Source organism: Comamonas sp. (assembly GCF_036643215.1).
Taxonomy (GTDB): Bacteria; Pseudomonadota; Gammaproteobacteria; order Burkholderiales; family Burkholderiaceae_C; genus Comamonas.
Window position 1 is genome coordinate 40,145 of sequence record NZ_JAVXSJ010000020.1, and the last position, 13,809, is coordinate 53,953.

A 13,809-nucleotide genomic window follows, 5' to 3' on the forward strand; every position below is an offset into this window, starting at 1 on the left:
ACTATTCATAGACCTCAGGAGACTTTTCATGCCCTCTTCCCCCTTGCTGCGCACCCTGCCTCTGGCGCTGGTACTGGCCTTTGGTGCAGCCCACGCTGCGCCTCAGGCCGAGCTACTGGAGCAGGCTAAAAAAGAGCAGCAACCCTATCTGGATACTCTGCGTGATCTGGTGCACATCGAGTCTGGCAGCAAGGATGTGGAAGGCGTGAAAAAGATTGCCGAATACATCGCCGGCAAGCTGCGCTCACAAGGAGCCAAGGCCGAGGTGATCGAGCCCACCGACATCTACCGACTGGATGACACGCCCGAGAAAGTCGGCCCCATGGTGCACGCCGAATTCAAGGGCAAGGGCACCAGCCGCATCATGCTGATTGCGCACATGGACACGGTTTATCTGCCCGGCATGCTCAAAGACCAGCCGTTCCGTATCGACGGCGACAAGGCCTACGGTCTGGGCATTGCCGACGACAAACAAGGCGTGGCGCTGATCATGCATATCGCCCCGCTGCTCAAGAAACTGGGCATAGACAACTACGGCACGCTGACCGTGCTGATCAACGGCGATGAAGAAATCAGCTCGCCAGGCGCGCGCAACACCATCACGCGTCTGGGTGCCGAGCAGGATGCCGTGTTCAGCTTTGAAGGCGGCGGCACCGACGGCAGCCTGCGTCTGGCCACCAGCGGCATTGGCTCTGCCTATCTGAAGGTAATTGGCAAGGCGTCGCACGCAGGCGCCAAGCCCGAAGACGGCGTGAATTCGCTGTACGAAATCTCGCACCAGATCCTGCAGATGAAGGACCTATCCAAGCCCGAACAAGGACTCAAGCTGAACTGGACCGTCTCCAAAGCCGGCACCAATCGCAATGTGATCCCCGCAGAATCCACCGCTCAGGCCGATGCCCGCGCACTGCGCGTAGAAGACTTTGGCGCGCTGGAAAAAGCCATGCGCGAGAAGATCAGCCACAAGCTGCTGCCCGCCAGCAAGGTGGAGCTGAAGTTTGAAGTGCGCCGCCCACCGCTGGAGGCCAATGCCGTCGCGCTCAAGCTGGCCAAGCACGCGCAAGGCATTTACGACAAGGAACTGCAGCTGCCCATGAAGGTCATGGACAAGGCCACAGGCGGTGGCACAGATGCAGCCTTTGCCGCACTCAAGGCCAAGGGGGGTGTGATTGAAGGCTTTGGCCTATCAGGCTACGGCGCACACTCCAACGATGCCGAATATGTGCAGATCAGCACCATCGCCCCGCGCCTGTATCTCGCAGCGCGCATGATTCAGGACCTGTCGCAAGGCCAGATCAAGTGAGTCTTTTTTGATAGCTACCAGCGCTTGATTTGCATTGATTTCAAGTCTGAAGCAATCTAGAAGCCATAAGGAGCTTGCGCTGTAAGCTCCTTTTTTTATGGGCGGGTGCAATGTAAGCAGTGGCTGAAAACTGCGGTGCTCTGATTCCTGTGCTCATGGCGGAATGCCAGTCGCTTCATTCCCGCTTCTGTCACCTAGCCAACAGACTGCAGCCAGGCGAGTCTCTACATTCAAGGCATCAACGATGAAAGAGAGCCGCCATGACATCCGCACCCAGCCTGAACATCCCCAGCGTGCAGCATCTGGTCAGCCCCGAGGAGTGGCAGCTGCGCGTGGACCTCGCGGCCTGTTACCGGCTGGTGGCGCTGTATGGCTGGAGCGATCTGGTCTTCACCCATATCAGCGCCAGGCTGCCAGGGCCTGAGCACCACTTTCTCATCAACCCCTACGGGCTGATGTTTGATGAGATCACGGCCTCCTCCCTCATCAAGGTGGACCTGGGCTGCAACAAACTCATGGACTCGCACTTCCCCGTGAACCCTGCGGGCTTCGTCATTCACAGCGCCGTGCATGAAGCGCGGGCCGATGCGCAATGCGTGATTCACACCCACACACGCGCAGGCGTAGCGGTGGCGGCGCAGAAAAATGGCTTGCTGCCCATCAGCCAGCAAAGCACGTTTGTGCTGGGCTCGCTGGCCTATCACGGCTATGAAGGTGTGGCCTTCCGCGAGGAGGAAAAGCCAAGGCTGGTCGCAGACATGGGCAGCGCCAATTTCCTCATGCTGCGCAACCACGGTTTGCTGGTCTGCGGCAGCACGATTGCCGATGCATTTCTCTCGATGTACGTGTTTGAATCGGCCTGCCAGATTCAAATTGCGGCCCAGTCCGGTGGTGGTGAACTGACGCAGGTTCATCCACAAATCATTGAAGGCGTGGCCCATGCGATGAAAGTGCAAACCGTTGGGCTGGGCGGTCAGTTTGCGTGGCCGGCACTGCTGCGCAAACTCCACAAAACAGACCCCGACTACAGCCGTTAAAACGCAGCTGCTGAATGCAAAAGAGCATCCGTGAGGATGCTCTTTTTTTATTTTTTAAGCCTCAATCAGACTTCGCCGCGCAGCTTTTCGATGATGCCGTTCAGCTCTTCGAGCGAGCCAAATTGAATGGCAATTTCACCCATTTCATGCAGCTTGCCTTGACGGCGCACGGTCTTCTTGATGCGCACTTCCACATCGGCAGTCAGCAGGTCAGACAGCTCTTCTTCGATGCGTTTTACGTCGCGTGATTTGCCATCCTTCTTGACCTTCTGGCGCGTGAGATTGAACTCGGCACCAATCTTTTTAACCAGTGATTCCGCCTCGCGCACCGACATTTTCTTGGCGGCAATCTGGTTGCCTGCCGTGATCTGAGTGGCGCGGTCCAGCGCCAGCAGCGCACGGGCGTGGCCCATGTCGATATCACCAGCCATCAACATGGTCTGCACGGGTTCAGCCAGATTCAGCAAGCGCAGCAAGTTGGTGGCGGCACTGCGCGAGCGGCCCACCGCCTGTGCAGTCTGCTCATGGGTCAGGCCAAACTCCTTGACCAGACGGGCAAGGCCTTGCGCCTCTTCCAGCGGGTTCAGGTCTTCGCGCTGAATGTTCTCGATCAGCGCCATGGCAGCGGCAGCTTCATCAGGGACTTCGCGCACCAGCACCGGCACCTCGGCCAGACCCGCGATATGCGCGGCACGAAAACGGCGTTCACCGGCAATGATTTCGTACTTGCCCGAATGCTCGCCCTTGCGGAGCTGGCGCACCAGAATCGGCTGCATGATGCCCTGCACCTTGATGCTTTCGGCCAGTTCATACAGCGCGCCTTCATCCATGCGCGTGCGCGGCTGGTACTGGCCTGCCACCATCACATTGAGCGCCAGTGTGCTGGGCAAATTAGCCGCAGCACCGCTCACCGTTGTGGCTTCTTTTTCGCTGACCTTGGGGCCCAGCAGGGCTTCCAGACCACGTCCCAGGCCCTTGGGTTTCTTAGTCACCATTGCTGAAATCTTTCCTTAAAGGGTCTTGAGCAGCGCAAGGCCGTCATCCCAGAGTCCTAATCCGCTGGCTGTGTTGATATGGCCCGCAGCGCCTGCATTCACAAAGCGGCTGCCCCAACCTTCGGCCATGGTCTGCGCCCGCGCCAGAGAGCAATTCGAGTCGTTGTCGCTGCCCACCAGTATCGATGGGAAGGGTAGCTTCTGCAGCAGAACGGGCGACCAGCCGGACAGTACGCCGCGCAAGCCCTCCTGCTCCGTATCACCGGGTGCCACCAGCAAAGCGCCGCGCACCTTGGTCTTGGCGACCTGCGAATGTGCAGCCCACCACGCCACCAGCACACAGCCCAGACTGTGCGCTACCAGCGTGACGGGGCCCGGGGCATCAAGCACCGTCTCTTGCAGCCGAATGCTCCAGTCACCGCGCAGCGGGTGCTGCCAGTTGTGCTGCTCCAGCCGTTGAAAACCAAATTGCTGCTGCCACAGGCTTTGCCAGTGATCGGCATCAGAGTTCTGCCAACCGGGAAGCAGCCAGACATCCTGAGGGTTCAATGCTTCAGATGTCATAGCTGCAAGCGCTTGATTGATATGGGGTTGAATGCTGTTTCACGTGAAACATCACTTCTTCTTGATGCGACGCACCATTTCTTCAGCAAACTCGACAAAGGCCTTGCTGCCCTTGGCGGAGGCATCAAACACCACGCCAGGCAGGCCATAGCTAGGGGCCTCAGCCAGGCGCACATTCCGCGGAATCACGGTGTCGAACACCTTGTCGCCAAAGTGTTCCTTGAGCTGGTCACTGACCTGCTGCTGCAGCGTGGTGCGCGGGTCGAACATCACGCGCAGCAGGCCGATGATCTGCAGATCGGGGTTCATATTGGCATGCACCTGCTTGATGGTGTTGACCAGATCGGTCAAGCCTTCCAGCGCAAAGTATTCGCACTGCATGGGCACGATCACGCCGTGGGCGGAGCACAGACCGTTCAAGGTCAGCATGGACAGCGAAGGCGGGCAGTCGATCAAAACAAAGTCGTAATCGGCGTTCACGCTTTGCAGCGCGGTCCTGAGGCGGTCATTGCGGCGCTCCAGCGACACCAGCTCAATCTCGGCACCCGACAGCTCGCGGTTGGCTCCCAGCACGTCATAGCCCACCTGCTCGGACTTGATGGCCACTTCCTTGATGCTGGCGTTTTCCAGCAGCACGTCATAGACCGTCAGCTCCAGTGCGCGCTTGTCCACGCCTGACCCCATGGTGGCATTGCCCTGCGGGTCCAGGTCAATCAACAGCACACGCTGGCCGACCTTGGCCAAGCCAGCAGCGAGATTGACCGTGGTGGTGGTCTTGCCCACTCCACCCTTTTGATTGGCAACGCAGAAAATTTTGGCCATTGAACTTCTCTTTTTAGTTGGCGGCCAGCTTGAGGCCAAAACCGATCAGAAACACTCCGGCTGTTTTTTCCAGCCACTTAACCACCGCAGGGTTGGCACGCAAACGCTCTGCCAGCACCTTCGTCAGCGTCACCACGATGACGCTGTAAATCAAAGTAATCACCGCAACTGTGGCGGCCATCACGCCAAAGGTGACGACACCCTGATGCTTTGCAGGATCCACAAACATGGGGAAAAATGCCATGTAGAACACGATGGCCTTTGGGTTCATCAAGGTGATCAGCGCACCCTGGCGAAAATACTGGCGCGGCTGAATATCAATGGCCGGGGCATCGCCGGGCTTGGCCGTCAACAGCTTGTAGCCCAGCCAGGCCAGATAAGCCGCCCCCACCCATTGCACCGCATTGAATGCCGCAGGATAGGCGGCCAGCACTGCCGCCACACCGGCAACGGCCAGCCACATCAGCACCTGATCGGCAGCCATCACACCCAGACAGCATGCGATACCGCCCCTCCATCCGCCCTTGCCTGTCGAGGTAATCAAGGCCAGATTACCGGGCCCTGGTATCAGCAAGAAAACGGTGACGGCCGCAGCAAAAGCGCCGTAATCAGAGATGCCAAACATTCAAACCCTGCGCGATGGAAAACAGCAAGTTTATGCGAGGGCCATCACTAACGCATCTGCATTGCACAGATGTTGCTTGCTTCAGTGTGTAAAAAACCATTTTGCTGTCGCCCATCTGCGACCGAGACGCTATCGCCCCGGACCAGGGACGCCGAGCAAAGGCCGCCCTGCGGCGAAGGCGTCGTCCCCCTTTCAGGGGGAAGCGGCAAAGCCGCTCAGGGGGTTACTTAATTTTCATCCAGATCACGCAGCGCTCGACATCCAAGCCAGGAACCTTCAAAGGTTCCACGTGAAACACCTGCACATCGGCAGGTAGGGCTGCAATCTCTTCGTCTGGTTGTTTGGCCTTCATGGCAAACCAGATACCGCCCTCAGCCAGTGTCTTGCGCGACCAGGTGGTGAAATCAACCAGCGATGCAAATGCGCGGCAGCTAATGACAGGGTACTGGGTCTTGAGGTTTTCCACCCGGTCATGAATGCCGTGCAGATTAGGCAAGCGCAGCGACGCAGCCACTTGCTGAATGAAGGCCGCTTTCTTGCCCACGGTGTCCACACAGTTCACATCGATCTGCGGGCAGCAGATGGCAAACACCACACCTGGTAAACCACCACCCGAGCCAACATCCAGCAAAGGCAGTCGCTTGCCCTCTTCTACCGGCAGCGTATTCACATGGCGCAGCAGAGCGGGGACGGCAGTCAGACTGTCGAGCAAATGATGCGTCAACATTTCCTGCGGGTCACGCACGGAGGTCAGGTTGTAGACCTTGTTCCACTTCTGCAGCAGATCCATGAAGGACATGAGCAGATCAACCTGTGCCGGAATCAGCTCCAGCTTCAGCGCCTGAATGCCTTGTTCGAGTTGGGTACGCAATCCTTGGCTCATGCCGATGCCTCTTCATTCTGTGCGGCGAAGCCCTTGAAGCCGCCTTTTTTCAGGTGAACCAAGAGCAGCGAGATGGCTGCGGGTGTCACCCCGGACATGCGGGAAGCCTGACCCAGTGTTTCAGGGCGATGCTTTTGCAACGTCTGACGGACTTCAAAAGACAGGGCTGAGACCGACATGTAGTCAAAGTCCGCAGGCAGGCGCAGGCGCTCAAAATGCGCAGCACGCTCCACCTCATCTTTTTGGCGATCGATATAGCCGGAGTACTTGGCCGTAATCTCCACCTGCTCAATGACCGAAGCACTCAGCTCACCCAGAGCCTCGGGCAGAACGGCGGCAGTTGCGTACTGGCCTTCGTTCATGCTCGCGAGCTTTTCATAATCGACGCCGGGGCGGCGCAGCAGGTCGAACAGGTTGTACTCGCGCTCCATGGCCTTGCCCAGCACGCGCTCAGCCTCTTCCGTCGACACCACGCGGGGGTTCACCCAGGTGGACTTGAGGCGCTCTGTTTCACGTGAAACAGCTTCGCGCTTGCGACTGAATGAATCCCAGCGGGCATCGTCAACCAGACCCATGCGGCGACCTTGTTCGGTCAAGCGCATGTCGGCGTTGTCTTCACGCAGCTGCAGACGGAACTCCGCGCGGCTGGTGAACATGCGATAGGGCTCGTTCACACCCTTGGTAATCAGGTCGTCGACCAGCACACCCAGATAGGCTTCATCACGCCCAGGCATCCATGGACCTTCACCACGGCACTGCAGCGCGGCGTTCAGGCCTGCGAACAAACCTTGGGCTGCTGCCTCTTCATAGCCAGTCGTACCGTTGATCTGGCCCGCAAAAAACAGGCCCTGAATCTGCTTGGTCTCAAAGCTGCTCTTGAGCGAGCGAGGGTCGAAGTAGTCGTACTCAATGGCGTATCCAGGTCGCAGGATGTGCGCGTTCTCCATACCCTTCATGCTGCGCACCAGCTCGTACTGAATGTCAAAAGGCAGGCTGGTGGAGATGCCGTTGGGATAGAACTCGTTGGTCGTCAGTCCTTCGGGTTCCAGGAAAATCTGGTGGCTTTCCTTGTCGGCAAAGCGGTTGATTTTGTCTTCCACGCTAGGGCAGTAGCGTGGGCCCACGCCCTCGATCTTGCCGGTGAACATGGGGCTGCGATCAAAACCGCTGCGAATGATCTCATGGGTGCGCGCATTGGTATGCGTGATCCAGCAGGGCATCTGCTTGGGGTGCATGGCGCGGTTGCCCATGAAGCTGAACACGGGTACTTCGCCCTCGTTCACACCGCCTGGCATGCCGTCACCAGGCTGCTCGTCACACTGGCTGAAGTCGATGGAGCGACCATCAATCCGAGGAGGCGTGCCGGTCTTGAGGCGGCCCTGAGGCAGCTTCAGCTCCTTCAAGCGAGCAGACAGCGACACGGCGGGAGGATCACCAGCACGGCCAGCCGCGTAATTGTTCAGGCCCACATGGATCTTGCCGTCAAGGAACGTCCCAGCCGTCAGCACCACGGTGCGGCTGCGGAACTTGAGGCCGATCTGAGTCACGGCACCGACCACGCGGTCACCCTCGACCATCAGGTCATCAACGGCCTGCTGAAACAGCCAGAGATTTGGCTGGTTCTCCAGAATCTCGCGGATGGCTGCCTTATACAAAATACGGTCAGCCTGAGCGCGCGTGGCGCGCACGGCGGGGCCTTTGGAGCTGTTCAAGATGCGGAACTGAATACCGCCCTTGTCTGTGGCCAGTGCCATGGCACCGCCCAGCGCATCAACCTCTTTGACCAGATGACCCTTGCCAATACCGCCAATGCTGGGGTTGCAGCTCATCTGCCCCAGGGTTTCGATATTGTGGGTCAGCAGCAATGTTTTGCTGCCCATACGCGCAGCGGCCAGCGCAGCCTCGGTGCCGGCATGGCCGCCACCAACCACGATCACATCAAATTCCTGTGGGTACAACATGTTCTTGCTCCGGGGCCTCGCCCGGCCCTTGCCCCTGCACGAAGCAACCATGCCTCGGCTCTCATGGCAGGCAGACATGTGTTCACCTCATGTCCTGCCCTGCGGGGAACCCGCAATTTTCCCACCATTGACGCAACAATGCCTTGGCAAGGGTTGAGGCAGGTGTTTCACGTGAAACATGAAACTTGGCGTTTGCCCTGAGAGGCCTATTTTTGAAGGAAAAATGCGCCTGCCCTGTGCTGCAATGACAGCATGAACATCCTCATTTTTGCGGGCAGTACCCGCCAGGAATCGTACAACCGCAAGCTGGCCAAGGCGGCTGCGGCCATAGCAGAGCAACAAGGCGCACAAGCCACGTTACTGGAGCTTTCGGACTTTGATATTCCGCTTTACAACGCTGATCTGGAAGCGCGCGGCACACCTGCTGATGTCATCCGGCTCAAGCAGGCCATGCACAGCCATCCCGCCTGGATTATCTGCAGCCCTGAGTACAACGGCAGCTACCCTGCCCTGCTTAAAAATGCCATCGACTGGGCGTCCAGCCCCGTGAAGGGCGATGCGCTGTGGTCTGACGGCACCCTGCCCTTTCGCAACAAAGTAGTGGGCATGGCCAGTGCTTCACCGGGTGGCATGGGTGGGCTGCGCGCCCAGTCGCACCTCGCTCCACTGCTATTGAATCTGGAATGCTGGGTTGCCCCGCGCAGCCATGCAGTGAGCCATGCAAGCGATGCGTTCGATGCAGAGGGTCACCTTGTCCGCCCCCAGAATCAGCAGGGCATGGAAGCACTGGTGCAGCAGGTTCTGTGGGCCGCCAGTCGCCTGAATCAATCCTGAAAGCGCATTGCACGTGCAGGTAATAGGCAACCGGTTTAGCATCATCACTTGTCTTTTCATTGCATAGAGAGCCACTCACCATGAAGCTTTACTACAGCCCCGGCGCCTGCTCAATGTCTCCGCACATCGTGCTGCATGAAGCAGGCCTGCAGCATGAGACCGTAATGGTCAGCACCAAGAGCCATAAGCTCCAGGATGGCACTGACTACTACAGCATCAATCCTCTGGGCTATGTGCCCTTTCTGGTGCTGGATAACGGAGACACCTTGCACGAAGGTCCCGCCATCGTGCAGTACCTGGCGGATCTAGCCCCCGAAAAGAACCTGGCGCCAGCCAATGGCACCATGGCGCGCTATCACCTGCAGGAGTGGCTGAACTTCATCGGCACCGAAGTGCACAAGGCTTTCGGCCCCCTCTTCAACCCGACGACTCCTGAAGACTTCAAGCCTACGGTGCGTGCCAATGTGCTCACCCGCCTGAGCTGGGTCAATGAGCAACTGGCCAACAAATCCTTTCTGATGGGCGACCAATTCACCGTGGCCGATGCCTATCTGTTCACCGTGACAGGCTGGGCCCAATTTGTGGGTCTGGACATCTCCGGCCTCAAGCACCTTGCAGCCTACCGCGAGAGCATTCTGGCCCGCCCATCGGTACAGGCAACCATGAAGGCCGAAGGCCTGATCAAGTAATTTTTTAGCACCTGTTCACAAAAAAAGCTCGGTCATTCATCGGGCTTTTTTCATCTGGAGCTTTGCATGCCCTCTCTGTTTGATCCGATTGAAGCAGGTAGCCTGCACCTGCCCAACCGTATTGCCATGGCGCCACTGACGCGCAACCGGGCACCTCAGGCGGTGCCCACACAGGCAATGCAGACCTACTACGCACAGCGCGCCTCGGCAGGTCTGCTGATCAGCGAAGGCACGGCCATCAGCGCGCAGGCTCAGGGCTACTCTGACGTGCCCGGCCTCTATGGTGAGGAGCAGTTGCAGGCCTGGAAAAAAGTGACCCACGCGGTGCATGCAAAGGGAGGTCGAATCGTCACCCAGCTCTGGCATGTTGGCCGTATTTCTCACACGACACTGCAGCCCGGCAACCACGCGCCTGTTGCGCCATCGGCCTTGACCGCCCAGTCCAAGACCTATGTGATCGACCCAAAGACTGGAGAGGGTAGCTTCCTCCCCACCTCCGCGCCGCGCGCACTCAAGTCTGAAGAGCTGCCAGGCATCGTCCACAGCTTCACCGTTGCCGCAGTTGAGGCCGTTCAATCAGCCGGTTTTAATGGTGTGGAGCTGCATGCCGCCAATGGCTATCTGCTCGATCAATTCCTCAGAACCAGCACCAATCACCGCACTGACGATTACGGCGGCAGCATCGAAAACCGCTGCCGACTGGTGCGCGAATGCATGCTCTCTGTGGCCGATGCCATTGGCGGCGGCAAGGTAGGCATACGCATCTCGCCAGTCACCCCGGCCAACGACATTACGGACGAAAACCCGCAAGCGCTGTTTGAGCATCTGGTGCGCGTGCTGGCACCACTGGGCCTGTCTTATATCCACGTGATTGAAGGCTCGACCGGTGGCCCGCGCGAGCTGGCTGAGAGGCCGTTTGACTATCACGCACTCAAGCAGGCTTACCGCACAGCAGGTGGCAAGGGCGCGTGGATGGTCAACAACGGCTATGACCGCCAGATGGCTGTGAACGCCGTTGAAAGCGGCTACGCCGACGTGGTGGCCTTTGGCAAAGCCTATATCTCCAACCCTGATCTGGTGCACCGCCTGCAGGCCAATCTGCCGCTTAACGCGTGGGACAGCAAACGCTTTTATGGCGGTGGCGAAGACGGCTATACCGACTACCCTTCGGTCACCCATTCATAGTTGAAACAGCCTCCAGCGCTTTCACTGATTGCGCTGACAGCTACTGAATTGAAAGCAAAAAAGCCCGGTGCATTTCTGCAACCGGGCTTTTTTATTGGCGTGACTTAACGCTTATGCATGCTCCAGCAACTGTGACTTTTGCTTAGGCAAGGCGGCCTTTCCGACCGACGTAACAGCCGCAGGTGGGCTTCGGCGCGGCGCGGCCCCAGCACGCACCGCTGCATGAACAGAACCACCAGCAAGTTGAAACTGGCTGACCAGTTGCGCCAGCCTTGCCGCCTGCTCGCGCAGCGATTCGGCGGCGGCGGCAGACTCTTCCACCAGCGCCGCGTTTTGCTGCGTCATGCGGTCAATATCGCCCACGGCCTGATTCACCTGACTAATACCCAGCGACTGCTCGCTGGATGCTGCAGTGATCTCGCCAATGATGTCGCCCACGCGCTTGGCGCTGTCCACCGTGTCCTGCATGGCCTTGCCCGCACTCTCCACCTGGCGCGCGCCCACATCCACGCTCTGCACGCTGGTGTTGATCAGCGTCTTGATCTCATTGGCCGCTTCGGCCGAGCGCTTGGCAAGACTGCGCACCTCAGATGCCACCACGGCAAAACCGCGGCCTTGCTCGCCTGCGCGAGCGGCTTCTACCGCCGCATTCAGCGCCAGAATATTGGTCTGGAATGCGATGGAATCAATCAACCCGATGATGTCGCCAATCTTGCGGCTGGAGCCTGAAATCTCCTGCATGCTGTTCACGGCCTGACCCACGATCTGACCGCCTTGCACGGCGGTAGAAGATGCCGAAGCAGCCAGCTGATTGGCCAGCTGCGACGACGATGCCGTCTGCTGCACAGTCGCCGTCAACTGGGCCAGAGAAGCCACGGTTTCCTGCAGGTTGCTGGCGGTCTGCTCGGTACGTGCCGACAGGTCCTGGTTGCCCGTCGCAATCTCTTGACTGGCCGTGGCAATGTTGCCGCTGGCGTCGCGCACTTGCGCCACCGTGCTGCTCAGCGATTGCTGCATTTCATCCAGCGCCTGCTGCAGGTCGGTCAGCTCATCCTTGCCGCTGACATGCGCCCTGCGCGAGAGATCTCCTCCGGCAATCGTCAAGGCCATCTGGCGGGCTCTTTCCAGCGGCTGGCAGATGGACAGCATGTTCAGCAAGGTCAGCGGAATCACCACCACCAGCGCCAGCACCACCGCCGCGATAAACAGCCAGCGTGTCTGCTCAGTCACCTTTCGCTCAGCCGCAGTCAGCGCATCTGACTGCTGACGCAGCAAGCTGTCGAGCTGGGCCAGCAGCTTGTCCGCCTCGGCCACTTCGGCCAGAGCCTTGCCGCTCATGCGATTGGCCGTTGTGGCCGAGTCATATCCACCAGCCTCCAGCTGGCGCGCCACGGGCTCGAACAGCTTGCGGTAGTTGTCTAAGCGCTCAATGATGCTCTTGGCCAGCAGCGCATCTTCTGCGTTCTGATCAGTCATAAACTTGCCCAGAGTGGCCTTGGATTGGTCGATGAACTTGCTCCACTGCTGATTGGCCTTGATCACTTCCTCAGGCTTCTCGTACTGGATAACCATGTCTTTTTCACTGAGGCGAATGCCGCCCAGCTCTATGCGCAATTGCGCCATATGGCCTGATTTGGCAAAGGCATTGTTCCGAAAATCCTGGCTCATATCCTGAATGCGCGACATGCCCAGCATGCCCGCGCCTCCCAGCAATCCCAGCAAGACCATCACCACACCAATGGCGCCCAGCATGCGTGTGCGGATGGTGAAGCCCCGCATCATTTCCAACAGACTCATGAATCCCCCTCGACTTTGAAAGACCGGCATCTTTTACACCAGAAACGACAATTGTTTCAAATTGTCAACAAACAAAAAGGCCACGACCAAAGCACCTGCAGCATGGCGATCTGCAATATGACAAGTTCTTATCGACACGCTTTGCGACTTATCAACCCTGCCCGTGTTCATGTTTTGCAAGGCGCTTGACCTTGTCATGATGTTAGGGTTGACCATTCAAGTCATAGAGTCCACCAGCCCGGTGGCTCACCTCTGAAGGAGCTGATCCATGCAACAAGTTTTTGAAGTTCAAGGAATGACCTGCGGCCACTGCGAACGCGCTGTCACCAACGCCATTCAAGGCGTTGACGCCCAGGCTCAGATCAAGATTGACCGTGCCACCAACCGCGTTGAGGTGGACAGCAGCGCCAGCCGCGATGCGCTGCAAGCCGCCATTGCCGAAGAAGGCTACAAGGTCGCCTGAGTCTGCTCTCGCACCACAGCGCCAGCGCCTCATGAAAGTCATCACAGGGCCGCTGGCGCGTTTTTCAAGGAGCACCATGCCTAGCCAACCATCAACGCAAAAAATCGCTCAGAACTGGCCTGTCGTCATCGGCGAAGCCGCGCGCCGTGCCGGGGTGTCGCCACGCATGGTGCGCCACTACGAATCACTGGGCCTGCTGGCACCCGTTCACCGCACAGACAGCGGCTACCGTCAGTACACCGAGGCCGATGTGCACGCGCTGCGCTTTATCCGCCGCGGGCGTGATCTGGGCTTTTCCATGGATGAGATCGCCACCCTGCTCGGCCTGTGGCAAAACCAGGACCGTGCCAGCAGTCAGGTCAAGACCATTGCGCAAAAGCATATTGCCGCGCTGGCCGAGCGCATTGCCGCCATGCAGTCCATGCAGCGCACGCTGCAGACGCTGGTGCATTGCTGCCATGGCGACGACCGGCCCGACTGCCCTATCCTCGACGATCTGGCCAGCGCCGACACCGATCTGTCGCCCGCTCATCACGAACCTGTTGCACCCACGCCCAAGCCCCGCAACAAGGCTGCCGCCTGAGAAAAAGTCTCCGAAAAGCGCCTGCCCCGGGTTTCACGTGAAACCTGTCTCATCTTTTCGACTACCAG

14 protein-coding genes are annotated in these 13,809 nt (G+C 58.7%); 7 read left to right on the forward strand and 7 right to left on the reverse strand.

Annotated elements, in window-relative coordinates; translation table 11 throughout:
* The first annotated feature begins 28 nt into the window (after positions 1 to 28).
* The gene (locus RSF91_RS14140) at positions 29 to 1,303 is read left to right on the forward strand and encodes a M20/M25/M40 family metallo-hydrolase (RefSeq protein ID WP_332569017.1); all 1,275 of its coding nucleotides are present in this window, start codon (positions 29 to 31) and stop codon (positions 1,301 to 1,303) included.
* 260 nt (positions 1,304 to 1,563) lie between these two features.
* Positions 1,564 to 2,340: a class II aldolase/adducin family protein gene (locus RSF91_RS14145; protein ID WP_332569018.1), complete on the forward strand. Its 777-nt coding sequence runs from the start codon at positions 1,564 to 1,566 to the stop codon at positions 2,338 to 2,340.
* Positions 2,341 to 2,405: 65 nt separating this feature from the next.
* On the opposite strand, the gene RSF91_RS14150 is transcribed toward RSF91_RS14145, so the two are convergent.
* From RSF91_RS14150 to mnmG, 6 genes are all read right to left on the reverse strand, one after another.
* On the reverse strand, positions 2,406 to 3,335 hold the full coding sequence (locus RSF91_RS14150) for a ParB/RepB/Spo0J family partition protein (RefSeq protein WP_332569019.1): 930 nt from the start codon (positions 3,333 to 3,335) through the stop codon (positions 2,406 to 2,408).
* A gap of 15 nt (positions 3,336 to 3,350) precedes the next feature.
* Positions 3,351 to 3,899, reverse strand: coding sequence for an RBBP9/YdeN family alpha/beta hydrolase (locus tag RSF91_RS14155; protein WP_332569020.1), 549 nt, complete (start codon positions 3,897 to 3,899; stop codon positions 3,351 to 3,353).
* 51 nt (positions 3,900 to 3,950) lie between these two features.
* Entirely contained in the window at positions 3,951 to 4,721 is a 771-nt protein-coding gene (locus RSF91_RS14160) for a ParA family protein (RefSeq protein WP_332569021.1), read from the reverse strand.
* 13 nt (positions 4,722 to 4,734) lie between these two features.
* Positions 4,735 to 5,346: a LysE family translocator gene (locus RSF91_RS14165; protein WP_332569022.1), complete on the reverse strand. Its 612-nt coding sequence runs from the start codon at positions 5,344 to 5,346 to the stop codon at positions 4,735 to 4,737.
* A gap of 223 nt (positions 5,347 to 5,569) precedes the next feature.
* A complete protein-coding gene (gene rsmG, locus RSF91_RS14170; protein WP_332569023.1) occupies positions 5,570 to 6,229 on the reverse strand; it encodes a 16S rRNA (guanine(527)-N(7))-methyltransferase RsmG in 660 nt (219 codons plus the stop codon).
* Positions 6,226 to 8,190: a tRNA uridine-5-carboxymethylaminomethyl(34) synthesis enzyme MnmG gene (gene mnmG / locus RSF91_RS14175; RefSeq protein ID WP_332569024.1), complete on the reverse strand. Its 1,965-nt coding sequence runs from the start codon at positions 8,188 to 8,190 to the stop codon at positions 6,226 to 6,228. The genes rsmG and mnmG overlap by 4 nt, the downstream gene beginning before the upstream one ends.
* 252 nt (positions 8,191 to 8,442) lie before the next feature.
* On the opposite strand from mnmG, the gene RSF91_RS14180 reads away from it, so the two are divergent.
* From RSF91_RS14180 to RSF91_RS14190, 3 genes are all read left to right on the forward strand, one after another.
* Positions 8,443 to 9,024: an NADPH-dependent FMN reductase gene (locus RSF91_RS14180; RefSeq protein WP_332569025.1), complete on the forward strand. Its 582-nt coding sequence runs from the start codon at positions 8,443 to 8,445 to the stop codon at positions 9,022 to 9,024.
* An 80-nt stretch (positions 9,025 to 9,104) separates the two neighbouring features.
* Positions 9,105 to 9,713 (forward strand): glutathione transferase GstA, encoded by a 609-nt coding sequence (gene gstA / locus RSF91_RS14185; protein WP_332569026.1) that lies wholly within the window; start codon positions 9,105 to 9,107, stop codon positions 9,711 to 9,713.
* A 66-nt stretch (positions 9,714 to 9,779) separates the two neighbouring features.
* Positions 9,780 to 10,898, forward strand: a complete 1,119-nt coding sequence (locus RSF91_RS14190) for an alkene reductase (protein ID WP_332569027.1) — start codon at positions 9,780 to 9,782, stop codon at positions 10,896 to 10,898.
* Between the two features lie 111 nt (positions 10,899 to 11,009).
* Here the strand turns inward: RSF91_RS14190 and RSF91_RS14195 are convergent, their stop codons facing one another.
* Positions 11,010 to 12,695 carry a methyl-accepting chemotaxis protein gene (locus tag RSF91_RS14195; RefSeq protein ID WP_332569028.1) on the reverse strand — a complete coding sequence of 562 codons (1,686 nt, stop codon included), beginning with the start codon at positions 12,693 to 12,695 and terminating at the stop codon, positions 11,010 to 11,012.
* Positions 12,696 to 12,963: 268 nt separating this feature from the next.
* Between RSF91_RS14195 and RSF91_RS14200 the strand changes: the two genes are divergently transcribed.
* Together RSF91_RS14200 and cueR are read left to right on the forward strand one after the other, a co-directional pair.
* On the forward strand, positions 12,964 to 13,158 hold the full coding sequence (locus tag RSF91_RS14200; protein ID WP_332569029.1) for a heavy-metal-associated domain-containing protein: 195 nt from the start codon (positions 12,964 to 12,966) through the stop codon (positions 13,156 to 13,158).
* 76 nt (positions 13,159 to 13,234) lie between these two features.
* Positions 13,235 to 13,741 carry a Cu(I)-responsive transcriptional regulator gene (gene cueR, locus RSF91_RS14205; RefSeq protein WP_332569030.1) on the forward strand — a complete coding sequence of 169 codons (507 nt, stop codon included), beginning with the start codon at positions 13,235 to 13,237 and terminating at the stop codon, positions 13,739 to 13,741.
* Positions 13,742 to 13,809 lie beyond the last annotated feature (68 nt).